This is a genomic window from Pseudomonas sp. FP603, assembly GCF_030687415.1.
GTDB classification, from domain to species: domain Bacteria; phylum Pseudomonadota; class Gammaproteobacteria; order Pseudomonadales; family Pseudomonadaceae; genus Aquipseudomonas; species Aquipseudomonas wuhanensis.
On record NZ_CP117431.1, the window covers coordinates 5282043 to 5302781 of the forward strand.

The window sequence follows — 20739 nt, forward strand, 5'->3', positions numbered from 1 at the left end:
TTACGGTGCCCGGCACATAAAAATTGGTTCGACGCCTGAACAGTTCAGGCGTCGAAGGGACTATCAGGCTTGCGTCAGCTTCGCCGCGGCGCGTTCGAAACGGTCCAGGCCGGCATCGATATCGGCGTCTTCAACCACCAGGCTTGGCGCGAAACGAATCACGTCCGGGCCGGCTTGCAGAATCATCAGGCCTTCACGCTCGGCGGCGTTGAAGATGTCCTTGGCCTTGCCTTTCCAGGCATCGCTCAGTACGCAACCGAGCAGCAGGCCCAGACCGCGGACTTCAGTGAAGAGGCCATACTTCTCGCCGATCTGCTCAAGACGGGTCTTGAACTTGTCGTGCTTGGCATTGACGCCGTTCAGCACTTCTGGCGTGTTGATCACATCGATCACCGCTTCAGCAACAGCGCACGCCAGCGGGTTACCGCCATACGTGGTGCCGTGGGTACCGACGACCAGGTGTTTGGCCAGGTCTTCGGTGGTCAGCATTGCTGCGATCGGGAAACCACCGCCCAGGCTCTTGGCGCTGGTCAGGATGTCCGGGGTCACGCCGTAATGCTGATAGGCGAACAGCTTGCCGCTGCGACCCATGCCGGTCTGGACTTCGTCGAAAACCAGCAGCGCGTTATGCGCGTCGCACAGTTCACGAGCACCTTGCAGGTAAGACAGCTCGGCCGGCAATACGCCGCCTTCGCCCTGGATCGGCTCCAGAACCACCGCGCACGTCTTGTCGGAAACAGCGGCTTTCAGCGCGGCCAGATCGTTGTAAGGCACGTGGGTGATGCCAGTGATCTTCGGACCGAAGCCGTCGGAGTACTTCGACTGGCCACCAACGTTCACGGTGAACAGGGTACGGCCGTGAAAGCTGTTGAGCGCGGCAACGATTTCATACTTCTCGGTACCGAAACGGTCATGGGCCACACGACGGGCCAGCTTGAAAGCGGCCTCGTTGGCTTCGGCGCCAGAGTTGCAGAAGAACACACGCTCGGCAAACGTGGCGTCGACCAGCTTATGGGCCAGACGCAAGGCCGGCTCGTTGGTGAACACGTTGGACACGTGCCACAGCTTGTTCGCCTGCTCGGTCAATGCAGCGACCAGCGCCGGATGCGCATGGCCCAATACGTTAACGGCAATCCCGCCGGCGAAGTCGATCAGCTCGCGGCCAGACTGGTCCCAAACACGGGAACCGGCGCCACGCACAGGAATGAAAGCGGCTGGCGCGTAGTTGGGAACCATTACCTGGTCGAAATCGGCGCGTTCTACCGCAGCGTGCTCAACGGACATCGGAGTCTCCTGAAGAGGAACGCTCGCCTGAAACTGGCGAGCGATGGGGGGATTGTAAGGACAGTTTTCAGCCGGGCCTTGCCGCCAAGCGACAACTTCTTATAGCGCGAACACAGGTTTTGCCCGGGTTTACGGCAATGCGACAAATAGCGTCGCAAAGGCGCAGTTTAAACTGCCTGCGGGGTTTGCGGCAGGTTGCGAGGATCTTACTCATCCGGATTTTACGGTGGCGGTACATATGTACCGCACGTCGCTGGCGCTCATGGTGTTTTCTGAGGTCTTCTTAACGCCAACGGCAACCTTCATGAGCCTTACCAACGAAAATCCGGACGCTGTCCATCTCGATCCGATGTCACCCTTCAACAGGGACAGCCATTACCAGCCTCTGATAAACGTCATCCCCCGCTGGCTGACGCAGGCGACCGCGCAAAAGCGCGAAGCCTTGAGCAAGGCCAAACCCCGACTGCCGGCCGGACTCAACAACGCGTCCCGCAGCCAGCATGCCGAATTACGCACACTCAATGCCTTGCACTGGCAAGCGCAGAACCGCGTCGATCAGTCCCTGGCCAAGGTGAAAAATGCCAGCGCCTTTGCCGAACCGTTGCTGGTTGCAGCGCTCAAGAAGCGCTTCGGTCTGGAGCTGGACGTCCACCAGACCTTTTTGCGTCTTTATATTCCCGCCCATATCCCGTGGCTGCGGCTGAAGTCGGGCGCGGCGCGCATCTGGACGGTGTCGCTGCTGGATGCCGCGCTGCACAACTTCGAAAGCAGCGAGACCGAGGACGACGCCTTTGAGCCCGCCTCGACCTACATCAGCGCACCGTCCTCTGCGGGGCAATTCAATGAGCTGCCGCACGTTCTGCAAAAAATGCCCATCACGGCATTCACCCAACTGTGCCGGGAGCTGGATATTGGCGAACACTACAAAACCCACCTCGAAGAAAACCTGGGCATCAGCAATCCCGTGGTCGCGGCGCCCCTGCAATCCAGCGTCCGCGACAGCCAGAAAACGGCCCTCAACACCGCCCTGCAAATGGCCTACCTGCAAAACAAGCTTGGCGGCGATGTCCATGGCCTGATCCTTGGCTTACTCGACGGCCTGCAACATTTACGTCTGCGCGGACAGGCATGGGGCTGTCATGAACTGACTATCATGAACGCACGCCTGACCGGCATCGTGGTGTTTTTTCCGGACCTGGAACGTGCGCGTGAAGTGGCCCGAGTGGTGGCCTATATCCCCGACGATCCCGAACATCCGATCAAGGAATATGCCTCCTCCGGCGCCTTCGCCCAGGAACTGACCCAACGTTTGCGCCGTCATGACTATCAACAGTTCTTTAGCCGCTTTATCGATCATGAGGATCGCGGGCACTTCTTCGCTCAGTTAAACGACCGACTTGTCTCCATTACCTGGCAACCGGTTCAGCCTGGCGACCCACGCCCCACCTGGAGAGAAAAACCAAACCAGCGCGCCGACCTGCAAATGACGGCGACGCCGATCAAAGGCGATCTGTGGGTTCATCTCTACCAACGCAAACTCGACAAGATCCTCAACGATGCCCGAGTCATCGCAGTATCCACGGCGACGGTCGATCAGAAAGCTCGCTGGGCGTTATGGGACTCCTTTACGGAAATCGCCTCGGCACTGCTAAACATCGCAGCCTTTGTCGCCATGCCGTTCGTGCCCTTCCTCGGTGAACTGATGCTGGCTTATATGGCGTACCAGTTACTCGACGAAACCTTCGAAAGCATCGTCGACTGGGCAGAAGGTCAGACGACCGAAGCCTTCGAGCATTTGATGGGCGTGCTTGAGTCGGCCGTGCAACTGGGCACTTTTGCTGCCGGCGGCGTCGTGGCAGCAGGCGAATTTCGCGCCGTGTTGCCGCGTGAAATCGTTCAGTTCATCGACCGCTTCCACTCTGTCAAAACGCCTCGGGGTGAAAGCCGCTACTGGAAGCCGGATCTGAGCACCTATGAACAGCACGGCCCACTCCCTCAGACTGCCAGACCCGATGAACTCGGGCTGTACCGCCACGACGGCAAAACCCTGTTGTCACTGGACAACAAACCCTACGCCGTCAGCCAAGACTCCGTGACCGGTGAGCACCGCATCGATCACCCGAGCCGTCCGCAAGCCTATAAACCCGTACTCAAACACAATGGCGCCGGAGCCTGGCAGACCGAAATCGACCAGCCGTTGAGCTGGGATCAAGCCACGGTGCTGCGCCGCCTGGGCCCTGACATGGAACGGTTCGCACCCTCGGTGCGTGAACGAATGCTCCAGATCAGCGGCTGCCACGAGAATGCCTTGCGCAAGATGCATGTGAACTCCAGTCAGATGCCTGCGCTGCTCGCCGACACGCTGCTGCGTTTCAAGATCGATCAGGACATCCAGACCTTCATTGAGCTGATCGGCAGCGAACAACCGACCGACTACCTGAAAGCCGACCCCATCACACAACTGGAACTGCTGCGTGACAACCATTACTGGCCGGCCAAAAAAGGGCTGCGCCTGGTCGACAACAAAGCACAAACCCTCTGGGAACACAGCGCCCCCGGCCAACCCACGGTCCAGATCAATCAGGCGCACCTCAGCAACGGCGACCTGATCCATACGCTACTGCTGACTCTGGGGGAAACCGAAACCAGAACGCTGATGGGCGAACAGTTCGGCACACCCTCCCCCAGTTTGGGCACCCGCGCCCGCACATTACGCAGGGAACTGAAAGCGCTCGCCGAGAGCAGGCGAGAAACCCTGTTCGACCATCGATACCGCCGACTGGATCGAGCCGCCTCTGGGCTGACGCAAAAACTCATCGACGCCGAACACGGTTTGCCGAGCAGCGTGGCAGAAGCACTGCTGCAAACCGCCAGCGACAAAGAGCTGCAACAACTTAAGCGCGGTATCTTGTCCAAACGCCTCGAACAGCTCACCCGTGAAGCCCGATTGCAAGTCAGGGTCACCCGGGCTTATGAAGGTCTGGAGATCCGTTCAAGCGCCAACAACCCCGACACCGATCGACTGGCCCTGCACACCTTGCAGCGACTGCCTGGCTGGTCGGGGCAAATACGTCTGGAAATCCGCGAATACGCCCATGATGGACGTCTGCTCGACAGTGTCGGCACTGCCGATGCGCCAATCCGCAAAGTGCTCGTTCTAAATGCCGATGGCAGCTATCAGGCCTTTGACGATGCCGGCCTTGAGCTCAGCGGCGCGAGCACGTTCTATCTGGATTTATTGCAGGCGCTACCGGACAGCGAGCGCTCGGCGCTAGGCATCCACATGGGTGAAGGTGAAAAACTCAAGCGACTGATTCGCACTCATGCCCTGAACCGCGAGGAACTGCACTCGGTCCTGGCGCAACATCCAATCCTGAAGCCCACCTACGATCCGACCGTCATGCGTTTGCTCGGTGGCACGGATGGCTATCATCGCGGAGTGTTCAGTGCGCCAACGTTACAGGCCTACGCCCATGAACTATTCCCGCACTTGTCAGGCGAGGAACTGCAAGCCTTTGTCGAACGCTTGCAACGGCACCCGACCGGCCCACGGGCAGAGCTGACCCGGCTCATGACCGAACGCGCCCGGCTCAGCAATGCCCTGAACCTCTGGCGTAACGAAATCCCACTGTTCATGCCGGATACCCGGATCCGAATTACCCCTGAACAATTCAGCATTCAGAAGCGAAATCGCCGACACCTGGCAGAGGCATTACTCGATTGCTGGCGAAAACAAGCCACACCGCCCCAGGGTGAGGACCCTGTGGTCGAGTTCCGTTTCTCCCAACCGATAGTGGGTGAGTTTCCGGTGCTCGGCGAGGGCTTCAGACACGTGACAAGCCTGTCACTGGACGGCCATCGCGCCACACGTGGGATGCATGATTTTTTGCGAGGTTTCTCAGGCTTGCGTCGCCTGGCCTTGCGCGATTTCAGGCTCAATCACCTTCCGCAAGCCATTGTGCAATCGCCGAACCTCACCGAACTGATTCTCAGCGACTGCGCCATTACCCTCACACCAGAGAGCCACGCCACCCTGTCAGCGCTGAACAAACTGGTGATTCTGGACCTGTACAAAAACCCGCTGGGGCTCAACCCCACTGTCGAGAATATGCCGCAGCTGAACTACATCGACGTATCGGACACCGGCATTTCCAGCTTCCCCCCCGGTTTGCTGACCCGGCCACACCTTCGAACTGTTCTGCTCAATGACAATCAGATCCAGGAACTGCCCACCGCGCTCTTTGATCTCCCCACCACCGTCAAAGAGGGCGTCGACCTGGGCGGCAACCCGATTTCGGCCGCGACTCGCGAACGCATAAAAATCCATTTCGGCCGTACGCGTCAGGACTTCGCAGTATTTGCCGAACAGGCTGATATCGATCGGGTGCAAGCGCTGTACCCAGGCATGGACCAGGAAGAAGCCAGTGAGTTTATCTATCTGCGGCCTGGGACACTGGCCGACGGCAAAGCGGCGATCACGCGCCTGGAAACCGAACTCAACACCCTCAACAACGACCTGTCAGCCTGGACAGCAGACGTCCCGGCGGTGCACCCGGTGAGCGGCGCCCCTTTCACCGCGCAGGAGCTGCTCAGCGAACATTCGATTCGGGATGAATTCAAACGGATTGTGGAACGTTGCTGGCGCCGGCAAACCGCTCTGGACGACTTCAATCAACAACTTCAACCCACCTACGAGCTGAGCCTGCCCACCATTATTGTCGGTAACTTGCCGGCGCTGCGGGCCGACTTCAGTCACGTCTCGCTGCTGTATTTACACACCGTTGATGGACTGACTTCAGGGGCCGAGCGTTTTCTGGAGAGCTTTCCTCGCCTCAAGGGACTGACCCTCCGTAACTACCGACAGCAGAACTTTCCCGAATCGATTTCCAGGATGGGCGATCTGACCGCATTGACGATGACCGATTGCCAACTCACCCTGACGGCGCAAAGTGCACTGGAACTGGCACAGATGGAGCAGCTTGATTATCTGGATCTGAGCGACAACCCGCTGGGCGCCACACCCGACGTGAGCCAGATGTCCCGTCTCACCACCCTGTTGCTGAACAACACCGGCATTACTGAATTGCCGCCGAGCCTGTTGCGACTCAAATCCCTGGACACCGTGGACCTGAGCGAAAACGCGATCACCCACATACCCGCCGACATTATGGAATTGCCGCTGGAAATCGGCGAGAGCATCAATCTGAGGGACAATCCGCTGTCAGAGGAAAGCGTACAAACACTGATCAATTATTTCAGGCAGACAGGCGTCGACTTCGGCGTCGATGCGGTCATTGATCAAGCGGAAATGGAGGTGTCGTCGTCCGGAAGCTCTGACGTCGATGAGTAATCGACGCCAGATTTAACAACGGATCAACCGCGTTCGGACGGCACCGACGACAACTCGAACGGGCTGCTGCTGCGCCGCTGGTTGCGATCTTCCCGCGGCGTGGCGCCGAAGAAGTTGCGGTAGGCGCTGGAGAAATGCGGCCCCGAAGAGAAGCCACACGACAGGCCGATCTGGATGATCGACTTGCTGGTTTGCATCAACATCTGCCGGGCCTTGTTCAGACGCAGCTCCAGGTAATACTGGCTCGGCACGCGGTTGAGGTATTGCTTGAAGATCCGTTCCAGCTGCCGACGGGACACGCACACGTGCTGGGCGATTTCGTCGGTGGTCAGCGGTTCTTCGATATTGGCTTCCATCAGCAACACCGCTTGGGTGAGCTTCGGATGGCTGGAGCCGAGACGGTTTTGCAGTGGAATGCGTTGGCGCTCGCCGCCTTCGCGGATGCGTTCGACCACCAGTTCTTCAGATACCGCACCGGCCAGTTCGGCGCCGTGATCACGGGCCAGCACTGCCAGCAGCAAATCGAGCACCGACATGCCGCCGCACGCGGTCAGTCGATCGCGATCCCAGTCGAACAGATGACTGGTGGCGATCACCTTCGGGAAACGCTCGGCGAAATCGTCCTGCCAGCGCCAATGCACGGCAGCGCGGTAGCCGTCGAGCAAACCCAGTTGCGCCAACGGGTAGACACCGGCCGACAAACCGCCAATCACACAACCGGCTCGCACCAGTTGTTTCAGCCCACTGCTGAGCGCCGGCGCGAGAGCGGTCGGTGGCTCGTCGGCGAGCAAGAACAGTTTCTGGAAATTTTCGAGCTTGCCGGCCCAGGGTTCACCCGGCAATTGCCAAGCGCCTTCGGTCGATGGTTCGGCCTGCAAAAACGACAGTTCGTAAACAACGTCCGGGTGCACACGCTGGGCAACACGCAAGGCCTCCTCAGCCAGCGCAAGCGTCAGAGCTTTAGTGCTGGGCCAAATCAGGAAACCAATTCGATGGGCAGTCATGGGCGGGCGATCCGAAGCGAAGAACAGTGATGAAGGCATGGGCCAATGCTAGCCCGTAAATGAACACAAATCGCAAAATCAGCAAAGATCAAATGTGGGAGCAACTGTCTTGATGTCTTTTATTTTGAAGTTTGATCAAAGGGCAGCCGAACTTCCACAGTCTCAAACCATGTGATTTCCCAAATGAGCAAGCAGTCTGTTTAGGCTGCCTGCTCTCTCCACTCAGTTTGGTCACGGATCATCGCGTTCAGCCTTATCAACAACACCCGCATGCAGGCGATCAGCGCCACTTTCGCGCATTTACCTCTCAGGCGAAGCGCGTCATATCGGGCTTTGAACTCGGGTTGTCGCAAAATCACAGCCCAACTGGCCATGTACATCGCACGTCGCACGGCAAATCGGCCACCGCTTATATGACGAGGCCCTTCGTGGTTGCCGCTGTCGTCGTTGTAAGGGGCGATCCCTGCCAGTGCTGCGATCTCGTGCCGTCCAACCTCTCCCAGCTCAGGCAGGTAGGCCATGATGCTGGCTGCGGTCACGAGCCCTAGTCCCTTAACCGAGCGCAAGCGGGCAATTTTTTCACTGTCCAGGTCTTTGGCGCTTTGGCAGATCAGCTGTTCTATCGACTTTATTGCCTGATCTAAATAGTCGATATGGCTTTGCAACAAGGGTTTTATCGAGTCGACAGAAGCCGTTTTGATACGCCGCCTGTCGTCACTTTGCTGCTGAACAAAGTTTTCGCGTTGCTGTACCAGCGCACGCAAATTGTCCTGTTCGGCGCTGGTGATACGGCTATCGGCGTCCTTTATAATCGTTGCAAATTCGGCGAGAAGCCGCGCATCTATCGCGTCTGTTTTAGCGCGATAACCCATTGCCTTGGCAAAATCTTTCGCCCGACGAGGATTGATTCGTAAGACGTCAAAGCCGCCCCTTTGAAGCACCTTCATGGGCCCCCGCTCGTAGCCACCGGTGGCTTCCAGTAACACGCGGGTGACTTCGAAGCCTTTTAACCAATCAATCAGCACCGGGAAACCACTGGCGCTGTTCGGAAAACTCGCACCAATGCCTTGCGAATTAATCCAGACTTCCAGACTGTCTTTGGAAACATCAATGCCTGCGCAGGAAAACATGGCTAAACCCTCTTACACTCATAAATGAGAGCGCTCTGGTTGGGCTCCACGCTTGTAATGTTCGAGGTCGGCTCGTTCAACTGTTCGGGCTCAATAACCAGAGTGGAGAGGTGAATGGCAGCATGGGCTCCCACACGTGCTGCTAGCACTCCGGGCGTTCAGCTTGCCACTCACCGCTCTCATCTTCAGTCTAAGTCCTGCGCAAGACACAAGCGGGCTTGCCTGCGATAGCGGTGTGCCAAATTGCATTTCTGGTACAGACACACCGCGATCGCAGGCAAGCCAGCTCCCACAGGGGATCGGGGTCAGCTTCTAGGTTGCGAAGCATGCACTATCCCGGTGCACAACGGCAGTTCTGATTATTTCAAGCTGCCGGACAAAAATTGTTGCAAACGTTCAGACTGCGGATTGACCAGCACTTCGCGCGGGTTGCCGCATTCTTCGACGACGCCTTTGTGCAGGAACACCAGTTGGTTCGACACTTCACGGGCAAAGCCCATTTCGTGCGTCACCACCACCATGGTCCGGCCTTCCTGTGCCAGGGCCTGCATGACTTTCAGCACGTCACCGACCAACTCAGGGTCGAGGGCCGAGGTCGGCTCGTCGAACAGCATGACCTCAGGTTCCATCGCCAGCGCACGGGCAATTGCCACACGCTGCTGCTCACCACCGGACATGTGGCCAGGGTAGGCGTCTTTGCGATGCGCAACACCGACCTTGTTCAGGTAGTGCTCAGCCTTCTCACGGGCTTCGGTCTTGGACATGCCGAGCACGTGGACCGGCGCTTCCATGATGTTTTCCATCGCAGTCATGTGCGACCACAAGTTGAAATGCTGGAACACCATCGACAGGCGCGAACGCATGCGTTGCAGCTGTTTTGGGTCGGCGGCTTTCAGCGCGCCGTCCTTGTTGGCGACCAGTTTCAGCTCTTCGTTGTTGAGCAGAATCCTGCCCGCGTGCGGCTGCTCGAGCAGGTTGATGCAGCGCAGAAAAGTACTTTTGCCGGAGCCACTGGAGCCGATGATGCTGATCACATCGCCAGCTGCCGCTTTCAGGGACACGCCCTTGAGCACTTCGTGACTGCCATAGCGTTTATGCAGGTCTTGGACTTCAAGTTTGTACATGCGGTCGGTTCTCACAAAAACAGTCAGTCAGTCGTTGAGCAAGCGCCCGTGACGAAGCGCTTCGCGCCCCGCCACCTTGGCCAGCCAGAAACCGGGTTGGGCGTAACGCAGCCGCTCAATGGCAAACAGCACCCCGGACGTACCAGCACACACCGTGCTGACCCGATCCGATAACGGATCGATCACTTCAAAAATCTCGTCGCCGGCTTCAACCCACTCACCGGGCCTGCGCAGAAAACTCACCACGCCAGGATGCGGCGCGAACAGCATTTCGGTGCCTTCGAACGGCATACCTTCGCAAGCATCTTGCGCAGGTTTTGGCCATTCGCCGCTGATCAAGCCTTGTTCAGCGAGGAACGCCAGAATGCCTTCAGCGTAAGCCTGCGCCTCTGGGCGACCGGTATCGGATTGGCCGCCCAACTCGATGGTCGTCGCCAGGCAGGCCAGTGGAATCCGGGCATCCGGAAACAGACGCGACAGACGCAGCCAAGGCAGCGAACACGCTTCATCAAAGGAACTGCCGCCGGAATCTTCCGCCAGCAGCCCGACCTTGACGTTCAAGTGCGCGGCCAGTGAACGCCAATGCGGCCAGTGCTGCGGCAAGGCATACATGTGCAGCGCTGCCTCGCAATCGCAGTGCAAATCCAGCACCACATCGGCGGTGCAGGCATGGCTGAGCAAGATGCGCTGCATGCCTTGCAACTGACTGGCGGCCGGTGGCAATGCAGCCAGCACATCGCTCATGGTTTCACGGATCAAACGGATGTTGGCGTGAGGATCGTCACCCAAGTGCCCTTGGAGCTCAGCGGCCACGGGCTCGCTCAGTTCGACGAAATCCCGGTTGAAGTTCTTGCCGCTGCCGGCCTCGAAACGCCCCTGATGATTACCCTGAAGCAGTTGACCGAGGCCCAATGGATTGGCCACCGGCACCAGTTCGATCACACCATTGAGCAAGCCTTGGGCTTCGAGTTCGGTCAGGCGCTTTTTCAGCTCCCAGGCGGTGCGCATCCCCGGCAGTTCATCGGCGTGCAGGCTGGCCTGGATGTAGGCCTTGCGCTCGCCAGCGCCGAAGCGGAACACCGAAATCCGGCGCTCGCTACCCAGGTGGCTCCACGGCAATGCATGATCGATGCGTTCCATATCAGTGCTTCCGCGGGGCCAGATAGCCCAGCCAGCGGTGCTCGGCCATTTTGAACAGGCGCACCAGAATGAACGTCAGGCACAGGTAGAACACGCCGGCGGTGATGTAGGCTTCGAACGGCAAGTAGAACTGAGCGTTAACCGTGCGCGCGGCACCGGTGATGTCGATCAGGGTCACGATCGACGCCAGACTGGTGGTCTGCAGCATCATGATCACTTCGTTGCTGTACTGCGGCAGTGCCCGGCGCAGGGCCGATGGCAGCAGGATCCGCTTGTACATTTTGACCCGCGACATGCCCATGGCCTTGGCCGCTTCAATCTCGCCATTCGGCGTGGCGCGCAGGCTGCCAGCGATGATTTCAGCGGTGTAGGCGCTGGTGTTGATGGCGAAGGCCAGGCACGCACAGAACGTGGCGCTGGACAGCCATGGCCAGAGGAAGCTTTCACGTACCGCTTCAAACTGCGCCAGACCGTAGTAGATCAAAAACAGCTGCACCAGCATCGGCGTGCCGCGGATCACGTAGGTGAACAGCCAGGCACTCATGTTGACCAGCGGCTGCTTGGAGACGCGCATCAGCCCCAGCGGCAGTGCCGCCAGCAAACCGAAAAACAGCGACAGCGCGAGCAATTTAAGGGTGGTCACCAGGCCGCCGAAGTACAGCGGCAAGGCCTCCCAAATGACGTTGTAGTCGAAGATCATAGCTCAGCCGCCCTTACGCCTACCGAGTAGCGCTTCTCAAGATGACGCAATGCCAGCAACGAGACACTGGTGATCACCAGGTACATCGCCGCCACTGCGAGGAAGAAGGTGAAAGGCTCGCGGGTAGCGTCTGCCGCCTGCTTGGCCTTGAACATCATGTCTTGCAGACCGACCACCGAAATCAGCGCGGTCGCCTTGGTCAGTACCAGCCAGTTGTTGGTGAAACCCGGAATCGCCAGACGAATCATCTGCGGCACCAACACCCGGAAGAACACCTGAAAACTGCTCATGCCGTACGCCATGCCGGCTTCCGCCTGCCCCTTGGGGATGGCCATGAACGCACCACGGAAGGTTTCCGACAGGTACGCACCGAAGATGAAGCCCAAGGTGCCGATACCGGCGGCCAACGGGTTCAGGTCGATGTAGTCGTCATAGCCGAGCATCGGCGCGACGCGGTTGAGCAGGTCCTGGCCACCGTAGAAAATCAGCAGGATCAGCACCAGGTCGGGAATACCGCGGATCACCGTGGAATACAGATCGCCCAGCCAGGCCAGCCAGCGTATTGGGGACAGACGCAGCGCAACGCCGATCAGACCCAGAACAATGGCCAAGACCATGGACGACAAGGCGAGCTGAAGCGTCAGCCATGCGCCATCGAGGATGACAGCCCCGTAGCCTTTCAACATGATTCAGGTCCTCGAAAGTTGGGATGAAAAAATGGCGCAAACCTCAGAGATCCTGTTGCTTGCGCCATTTCGGACTTGTTGCGGGGACGATTACTTGCCGTAGATATCGAAGGCGAAGTATTTGTCCTGGATTTGCTTGTACTTGCCGTTCTCGCGAATGGCCGCGATCGCGGTGTTGATCTTGTCTTTCAGACCATCGCCCTTGCGAACCGCGATACCCACGCCGTCGCCGAAGTATTTGACGTCGGTGAAGGCCGGGCCAACGAAGGCGAAGCCCTTGCCGGCGTCGGTTTTCAGGAAGCCGTCATCCAGCAGCGTAGCGTCTGCCACGGTGCCGTCGAGGCGACCGGCGGCAACGTCGAGGTAGATTTCATTCTGCGAACCGTAAGGCTTGATCTCGGCACCCAGTGGGGCCAGGACTTCGCGGGCGAAACGCTCGTGGATCGAACCACGTTGTACGCCGATGTTCTTGCCCTTCAACTCAGCCAGGCTTTCGCTGACCTGAGTGCCGGCCTTCATGACCAGGCGAGCCGGGGTGTTGTAGTACTTGTTGGTGAAGTCCACGGACTTCTTGCGGTCTTCAGTGATCGACATGGACGACAGGATTGCGTCGATCTTGCGCACCTTGAGTGCCGGGATCAGGCCGTCAAACTCTTGCTCGACCCACTGGCACTTGACCTTCATCTCTTCGCACAGGGCGTTGCCGATGTCGTAGTCGAAACCCACGATGCTGCCGTCCGGTGCTTTGGAGGCGAACGGAGGGTAAGCCGCTTCGATACCGATTTTCAGAGGTTTTTCATCGGCGAAGGTCGGCAGGGACAGCACGGACAGTGCCAGGGCGCCAAGCAGCACGAGTTTCTTCATCTTGGGACTCCATCGGTAAAGGGCAAAAACGGCAGAGTGAGCGACAGCCCAATATGCGAATGGTTAAACCAAAAAACGGTGCTGCGTCCTAGGAACCGTGCGCTGATTTCAACGCAGGCAACGACGAGCGAGTGATCGGCATTCTAACGACAGGCCCGAAGCCGATATTTCTTCAATGCGACAACAAATTACAGATGCACCGAGAAAGCCGCTTGAGCGCGTTGACAGTCTTGCAATTTCATGCAAGAGCAAAAGACAGTGAACCGATCTATATTGCAAATTGCGGGCCTATTATTCGCAAACCCTTCTAATCCGGCAAGCGCAGCGTTGTGTCTTATTTTTCATGGCGGGTTTAGAGGCCCTGTGATGGGGCTTTGCGTTTCCCAATGCCTCGTTGTCGGGCGTGCGGTTACACATTCAGTAACTTGAAGGGGGGTGGGTAACAGTGGGAATTGACCTACGGCTGACACCGATAATTATTGGCCGTTGTTTATGTTGCGCCTGACAGGCCGCCATCGCGGGCAAGCCCGCTCCCACAGGTTTTTGGGAGGTGGTTCAGATTGCATGCACGCCACAAATCCTTGTGGGAGCGGGCTTGCCCGCGATGAGGCCTGGACTGCCGATACAAAAACATCAGGCAATAAAAAGCCCCACCAGGCTCAACGCCTGGCAGGGCTTCGATGACTCAGGAATCAGCGCTTACGCGACGTTCATGGTCTTGTGCGTATCAATCAAATGCTGCACCACACCCGGATCGGCCAGGGTCGAAATATCGCCCAACCCGTCGTATTCCGCCGTCGCAATCTTGCGCAGAATCCGGCGCATGATCTTGCCCGAACGGGTTTTCGGCAGCCCCGGCGCCCACTGAATCACATCTGGCGAAGCAATCGGGCCGATCTCTTTACGCACCCAGTTTTTCAGTTCCAGACGCAATTGCTCGGTCGGCTCTTCGCCACCGTTCAGGGTCACGTAGACATAAATGCCCTGCCCCTTGATGTCATGCGGCACCCCCACCACCGCCGCCTCGGCGACTTTCGGGTGAGCGACCATCGCGCTTTCGATCTCGGCGGTACCCATGCGGTGCCCGGAAACGTTAAGCACGTCATCCACACGCCCGGTGATCCAGTAGTAACCGTCTTCGTCGCGACGTGCGCCGTCGCCAGTGAAATACATGCCACGGAAGGTCTTGAAGTAAGTATCGACGAAGCGGTCATGGTCGCCGTACAGCGTGCGCGCCTGGCCTGGCCACGAATCGAGAATCACCAGGTTACCCTCGGCCACGCCTTCGATGATGTTGCCCAGGTTGTCGACCAACGCTGGCACCACACCGAAGAACGGACGCGCCGCAGAACCCGGCTTGAGGGCATGAGCGCCCGGCAGCGGGCTCATCATGTTGCCGCCGGTTTCGGTTTGCCACCAGGTGTCGACGATCGGGCAACGGGACTGGCCGACGTTCTTGTAGTACCAATCCCACGCTTCCGGGTTGATCGGCTCACCGACCGAACCCAACAGACGCAGGCTGCTGCCATCGGCACCTTCCACAGCGGCTTTGCCCGACGCCATCATTGCGCGGATCGCGGTTGGCGCCGTGTAGAGGATGTTGACCTTGTGCTTGTCGACGATCTTCGCCACCCGGGTGATGTCCGGATAGTTCGGCACGCCTTCGAACAGCAGCGTGGTCGCGCCGTTGGCCAATGGGCCGTAGACGATATAGCTGTGACCGGTGACCCAACCGACGTCGGCGGTGCACCAGTAGATTTCGCCCGGACGGTAGTCGAACACACGCTCGTGGGTCATCGCCGCATACAGCAGATAACCGCCAGTGGTGTGCTGCACGCCCTTCGGCTTGCCGGTGGAACCGGAGGTATAAAGGATGAACAGCGCTTCTTCAGCGCCCATCTCTTTCGGCGCGCACACACTGCCCGCCACTTTCATCAGGTCTTCGTACCAGATGTCGCGATGCTGGTTCCACTTGATGTTGCCACCGGTGCGCTTGCACACGATGACTTTCTGAATGCTGTGGGTTTCCGGGTTGGTCAGCGCGTCATCGACGTTGGACTTGAGCGGGATCTTCTTGCCGGCACGAATACCTTCGTCGGCAGTGATCACCACTTTCGAGCGGCAGTCGATGATGCGACCGGCCAGGGCTTCCGGCGAGAAACCGCCGAACACTACCGAGTGAATCGCGCCGATCCGGGTGCAGGCCAGCATGGCGACCACGGCTTCGGGGATCATCGGCATATAGATCGTCACCACGTCGCCGCGGTGCACATCCTGGCCACGCAAGGCGTTGGCGAACTTGCAGACTTCTTCGTGCAGCTCACGGTAAGTGATGTTGCGGCTTTCGGCAGGGTCATCCCCTTCCCAAATAATCGCGATTTGATCGCCGCGCTCGGCCAGATGACGGTCGAGGCAGTTGTAGGAAACGTTCAGGGTGCCGTCGGCGAACCATTTGATGTCGACATGGTGATCGTCGAAGGACGTCTGCTTCACCGTGGTGAAAGGCTTGATCCAGTCGAGGCGCTTGGCTTGTTCACGCCAGAAGCCGTCCGGGTTGACGACCGACTGCTGGTACATGGCCTTATAGGTGGCCTCGTCAGTCAGCGTGTTGGCTGCTACCTCGGGACGAACGGGATACAAAGAAGCCGCACTCATCTTTCTTACCTCGGTGGAATAGTTGTTTTTGTATGGCCCCAGTTGTAGCCGGGGCGGGCCTATAGAACCATTCGACGATGGTAGTAACAAGCCCCTACAAAATGTGGCTATACCGCGACGAGGCGCTCAAACCCGGCTATTCCGGGGCTTCGTAGGAGCCGCCGGAGGCTGCGATCTTTTGATCTTCGGCATTTTTAGTCGAATGATCGCAATCTTCGGCAGATTCTGCGCAGTAGATACCGGGCGAACTCTTGGGGATTGTTACCAAATCTGCCAAAGGTGTTTATCAAAAGCACGGCTATATGCACGTCACCCCCAGGCCTAAAATCGGTCTCGCCAACACGGCAACGTGATTAACCCAGTTGCAGCCCCCACGAAGGCAGTTAATCCAAATCCCATTATTAAAGCTCCACACGCAATCCCAAAAAGATTGCGTGACCCCATTCGACCTCAGAAAGGTAAATTTGAAATGAAAGCTTTATTGGTTCTGGCCCTCAGCAGTCTGTGCGCAACCGCCATGGCGGATGAGGTCCCGACTGATGTTGCACAGCAACAACCCGCCATTGAGGAATACACCTACTCCACCCACCTGGACATCGCCAAAGTCATATCGATGAGCGAAATCCCGCATGTCTGCGAAGTGGTTCCGGCCAAAATGGTGTACGACGACTCCAAAGGCCAGCGGCATATTCTGCGCTACAGCGTCATGGGTAACGGCTGTTCTAACGGCTGATCCGCCCCACTCTTATTTATCAAGGCTCAACCCACCCGCCCACTTTAAAGGCAGGTGAAGCGCTGAGCATCACATCGATAAATACGATTGCTTTAAGCATTTATTTGCGCTTTTTAATCAAATTAGTTGGCGTAGGATGAATTCCACACCCAAGGCACACAACGCCAACGAACCTGGAGCCACTACCATGAAAACCAAACTGATCCTCGCCCTGACCCTTTCCGTCCTGGCCGCCAACACCTTCGCCGCCGACGGCTACGACCGCACTGGCTCGGCTGCTTTCAACGACGCAGCTGTCGCTTCTGACGGTTACGACCACACCGGTTCGGCGTCTTTCGCTTCTGATGGCTTCGATCACACTGGCGCTGCCAAGGTTGCTGCTGATGGTTCTGACCACGTAGGCGCAGCTCGTTTTAGCTGATGGCTGAACACAACATTAAAGCCCGACTTCCGTCGGGCTTAGTCATTTCCAGCTAGAAAAGCTGACGAAATACATTTTTTGTCTCCCTCCTGCCTTCAGACCCAGCACACGCTAGCCTCGCGTCATTTCCCTCTTGTCTCTTTCCACAGGTGCGGCAATCTGATCGAAAAAAACGGTCCGAAACCTCATCAAAAGTCTTATACTCACCGCCGTTGATTTGACCGTAAAATATTCTCATATAGGTCTCAACCCTCGGTAAGCTAAGCCCCAGGCGGCTGGTAGGCAATTTGCCCTACCACAACGCGACTAGTCGGCTTGCTCCGTACAGAATCCATGTATTGCGTGCGTAAGTTTTACTACTGCAAGCTACATTTCCTTATAGATCCAACGCGGCCAGAAACGGCTGTGTGAAAAACCAACCTATCAGTTTTCACACGGGCAATCTGGCCCTCACGCAGGAGACGACACGTCATGCTGAGCTGGGACGAATTCGACAAAGAAGATGACGGCGAAGTCGCTGTAAAAGGCGCCAATGCCGGCCACGCTTCTGAAGCCAACATGGACCGCCTCGACAGCGCCGGTGGTGCCGCCGCTCAAGAGGCCCGCGCCGTGACCGCGACGGACTCCGCCGCAATCGCTCGCGCCAAGGCTGCCCTGGATTCCCTCGACGTCGCCGAAGGCCTCGCCGAACTGGAAGGCGCCTCTGCCCGTGTCGCTGTCGATGAAAAGCGCATGATCAACTGCCGCGCCGACCTCAACCAGCTCGTCCCATTCAAGTACGACTGGGCATGGCAGAAGTACCTGGACGGCTGCGCAAACCACTGGATGCCGCAAGAAGTCAACATGACCGCCGACATCGCCCTCTGGAAAAACCCGGAAGGCCTGACCGACGATGAGCGCCGCATCGTGATGCGCAACCTCGGCTTCTTCTCCACCGCCGACTCCCTGGTTGCCAACAACCTGGTCCTGGCCGTGTACCGCCTGATCACCAACCCGGAATGCCGCCAGTACATCCTGCGCCAGGCCTTCGAAGAGGCGATCCACACCCACGCCTACCAGTACTGCATCGAATCGTTGGCCATGGATGAAGGCGAGATCTTCAACATGTACCACGAGATCCCATCGGTCGCGAAAAAAGCCACCTGGGGCCTGAAATACACCCGTTCGATCTCCGATCCGAAGTTCGAAACCGGCACCGTCGAAACCGACAAAGAATTGCTGCGCAACCTGATCGCCTACTACTGCGTTCTGGAAGGCATCTTCTTCTACTGCGGCTTCACCCAAATCCTCTCCATGGGCCGCCGCAACAAAATGACCGGCGTCGCCGAGCAGTTCCAATACATCCTGCGCGACGAATCCATGCACCTGAACTTCGGCATCGACGTGATCAACCAGATCAAAATCGAAAACCCGCACTTGTGGGATGCTGAGATGAAGGAAGAAGCGAGCCAGATGATTCTGCAGGGGACTCAGCTGGAGATTGAATACGCTCGTGACACCATGCCTCGCGGCGTACTCGGTATGAATGCGGCGATGATGGAGGACTACCTGAAGTTCATCGCTAACCGTCGTCTGTCGCAGATTGGTTTGAAGGAAGAGTATCCAGGGACGACTAACCCGTTCCCTTGGATGAGCGAGATTATGGACTTGAAGAAAGAGAAGAATTTCTTTGAGACTCGGGTTATTGAGTATCAGACTGGTGGGGCGCTTAGCTGGGATTGATTCCCAAGCTCGCCATGATTTGACGATGTAAATCGAAAAATCGAATTGCAAGAGGCCCCGATCTGATCGGGGCCTTTTTATTGGGTAAGAAAATTCTCACTAATTCGACCTTCACTACTAAAACTCCTACAACAATTCCAGCGCCGTCCGCATTGATGTCGTTTCAGAGCATCTCTAAGCTCTATAGCAGGTGCCTAAGAAACGCCCAACGTAGAAGCTAACTTCCTTTCCACAGTACGCGCGCTGATATCAGCGATATACGCGTATATCTTGTGAGGGGGGAGAAACAGCCTGTTGGGATTTCTTAGATCCTCTACGTTGGGTTCCGGCCCTCTTCCACTCATACGTAGAGGTAATGGATATGCCTGCAGAAACTCCACACCGATTGGTCATGCGTGATCCCTTTAGGCCGACTATCTTCACCCGCCACAACCTTCACCTCCACGCCCTTCTTCTTGAAAATCAACCATGGTTCTGCGCCCGCGATGTTGGCCGTTTGATGGGTGTCCATCTGAGTGATCGTATGGTCAGCAAGCTGGATAAAGATCAGCGTCGCATTTTGTGGATTGAGTGTTTCCGACAACCAGAAAAACAGCTAATGCTCAGCGAGTCCGGCGTGTATGCGCTGCTGGTGTATCACTACGTTCCAGGGAATCGGTTGCTGCGAGAATGGTTGACCCATCAGGTGGTGCCAGCCTTACGCGATGCAAAACCCTCGGAAAATTCGGATCGTCCGATGTTGAGTGTGTTGGATTGGCCGGAGATGTCGTTGAGTTTGCTTCATTGGCAGGATGAAAGTTGGATTCGGCTTCGGGACATGCCGTACCTGTTGAGCGATCAATCGCAGCGGCGCGTGACGGTGGTTATGCCTTGGTGGCGGAAGGTTGCGCAGGTATTTCAGTCGTCGAAGCATTCGATGGGTTAGAAGACGTATTTGTAGGATCTCTTGCGAGATCCATCGCTATTTTTTGTAGGAATTTTCGTAGACAGTCGTAATCGCCACTCAGTATCGTCCGAGGGTTTCAACCCTCGGCGATTGTATGGATACGGAAAAAAGCAATAGCGATTGGAGTGACGTGGAGATTCAGGCTGCGGTCGATGCCTATCTCAGCATGTTGTCACGCGAGCAAAGCGGTCAGAAGGTCAATAAGGCTCACGAGAATCGCGTCCTGCGCGAAGGTGCCTTAGCGGGCCGCACCAAAGGCTCGGTTGAGTTTCGAATGCAGAACATCTCTACCGTGCTGGTCGAACTCGAACGAGATCGCATTGAGGGATACAAACCTGCCAAGAATGTCGGCGCGAATGTTGCGCGTAGCATTCGTGAAGCGCTGAACGCGCCGAATACTGTAACGCCGGAAGACTTTGCCCCGACCGCCGATGAAGCAACGCTAGAAGAACGTGCTGCCAAACTTGAGAAGCGACCGTTCAAAGGCGAGCCGAAGGGGATATTGAAACCACAACAAGTGCCGAGCTCGAGCAACTCTTTTGTACGCGATCCTGAGGTTAGAGCCTGGGTGCGGAAAGAGGCCAAGGGTATCTGCGAGGGTTGCGGAAAACCGGCTCCGTTTGAAAAGGACGGCAAGCCGTTTCTTGAGGTTCATCACGTTAAGCATTTGGCGCAGGAAGGTTCGGATCGCCCGAGCAATGCCGTGGCGCTATGTCCGAATTGTCATCGACGTTGTCACCATTCGAGCGACCGGGATGAGTTCACAGCTTCACTGTTTCAGAAGGTGGAGCGGTTGAAGTTTGAGTGATTGGGCCTGGAAAACTTCATCGGCGCATGTACACAAAGGCGGCGAGTCGTAAGATTTGCGCTGCCGTCCTGAAAAAAAAGAAAACACCTAGAGTCATCCAGGACTCGTCCTACAGCCACGATTAGCCACGTTAGTTAATGTCGCGCAGCCCCTTTTCCGGGGCTGCCGATGA

15 protein-coding genes are annotated in these 20739 nt (G+C 57.3%); 6 read left to right on the forward strand and 9 right to left on the reverse strand.

Annotation, left to right across the window (positions count from 1 at the left end; genetic code table 11):
* Positions 1-63: 63 nt before the first annotated feature.
* Complete coding sequence (locus tag PSH65_RS24400) at positions 64-1284, reverse strand: aspartate aminotransferase family protein (protein ID WP_007904683.1); 1221 nt, start codon at positions 1282-1284, stop codon at positions 64-66.
* Positions 1285-1588: 304 nt separating this feature from the next.
* On the opposite strand from PSH65_RS24400, the gene PSH65_RS24405 reads away from it, so the two are divergent.
* Positions 1589-6634: a dermonecrotic toxin domain-containing protein gene (locus PSH65_RS24405; protein WP_348529741.1), complete on the forward strand. Its 5046-nt coding sequence runs from the start codon at positions 1589-1591 to the stop codon at positions 6632-6634.
* A gap of 23 nt (positions 6635-6657) precedes the next feature.
* On the opposite strand, the gene argR is transcribed toward PSH65_RS24405, so the two are convergent.
* The 8 genes from argR to acs form a co-directional block, all read right to left on the reverse strand.
* Positions 6658-7638, reverse strand: coding sequence for a transcriptional regulator ArgR (gene argR, locus PSH65_RS24410; protein ID WP_305422854.1), 981 nt, complete (start codon positions 7636-7638; stop codon positions 6658-6660).
* A gap of 200 nt (positions 7639-7838) precedes the next feature.
* Positions 7839-8768: a transposase gene (locus PSH65_RS24415; protein ID WP_305421584.1), complete on the reverse strand. Its 930-nt coding sequence runs from the start codon at positions 8766-8768 to the stop codon at positions 7839-7841.
* Positions 8769-9127: 359 nt separating this feature from the next.
* A complete protein-coding gene (locus tag PSH65_RS24420) occupies positions 9128-9892 on the reverse strand; it encodes an ABC transporter ATP-binding protein (protein WP_305422855.1) in 765 nt (254 codons plus the stop codon).
* Between the two features lie 27 nt (positions 9893-9919).
* Positions 9920-11032, reverse strand: coding sequence for a M14 family metallopeptidase (locus PSH65_RS24425; protein ID WP_305422856.1), 1113 nt, complete (start codon positions 11030-11032; stop codon positions 9920-9922).
* Position 11033: 1 nt separating this feature from the next.
* Positions 11034-11732 carry an ABC transporter permease gene (locus PSH65_RS24430; protein WP_305422857.1) on the reverse strand — a complete coding sequence of 233 codons (699 nt, stop codon included), beginning with the start codon at positions 11730-11732 and terminating at the stop codon, positions 11034-11036.
* Positions 11729-12418: an ABC transporter permease gene (locus tag PSH65_RS24435; protein ID WP_305422858.1), complete on the reverse strand. Its 690-nt coding sequence runs from the start codon at positions 12416-12418 to the stop codon at positions 11729-11731. Before PSH65_RS24435 ends, PSH65_RS24430 begins: the two co-directional genes overlap by 4 nt.
* Positions 12419-12508: 90 nt before the next feature.
* The gene (locus tag PSH65_RS24440; protein ID WP_305422859.1) at positions 12509-13282 is read right to left on the reverse strand and encodes an ABC transporter substrate-binding protein; all 774 of its coding nucleotides are present in this window, start codon (positions 13280-13282) and stop codon (positions 12509-12511) included.
* Positions 13283-13981: 699 nt separating this feature from the next.
* Complete coding sequence (gene acs / locus PSH65_RS24445; protein ID WP_305422860.1) at positions 13982-15937, reverse strand: acetate--CoA ligase; 1956 nt, start codon at positions 15935-15937, stop codon at positions 13982-13984.
* Between the two features lie 469 nt (positions 15938-16406).
* Between acs and PSH65_RS24450 the strand changes: the two genes are divergently transcribed.
* The 5 genes from PSH65_RS24450 to PSH65_RS24470 all read left to right on the forward strand — a co-directional run bounded on the left by PSH65_RS24450 (position 16407) and on the right by PSH65_RS24470 (position 20567).
* Entirely contained in the window at positions 16407-16670 is a 264-nt protein-coding gene (locus PSH65_RS24450) for a DUF2790 domain-containing protein (RefSeq protein ID WP_305422862.1), read from the forward strand.
* Positions 16671-16857: 187 nt separating this feature from the next.
* Positions 16858-17091: a hypothetical protein gene (locus tag PSH65_RS24455; RefSeq protein ID WP_305422863.1), complete on the forward strand. Its 234-nt coding sequence runs from the start codon at positions 16858-16860 to the stop codon at positions 17089-17091.
* Between the two features lie 471 nt (positions 17092-17562).
* Positions 17563-18813 carry a ribonucleotide-diphosphate reductase subunit beta gene (locus tag PSH65_RS24460; RefSeq protein ID WP_007934889.1) on the forward strand — a complete coding sequence of 417 codons (1251 nt, stop codon included), beginning with the start codon at positions 17563-17565 and terminating at the stop codon, positions 18811-18813.
* A 391-nt stretch (positions 18814-19204) separates the two neighbouring features.
* On the forward strand, positions 19205-19738 hold the full coding sequence (locus PSH65_RS24465; RefSeq protein WP_305427046.1) for a Bro-N domain-containing protein: 534 nt from the start codon (positions 19205-19207) through the stop codon (positions 19736-19738).
* A 115-nt stretch (positions 19739-19853) separates the two neighbouring features.
* Positions 19854-20567, forward strand: coding sequence for an HNH endonuclease signature motif containing protein (locus PSH65_RS24470; protein WP_305422865.1), 714 nt, complete (start codon positions 19854-19856; stop codon positions 20565-20567).
* Positions 20568-20739: the final 172 nt, after the last annotated feature.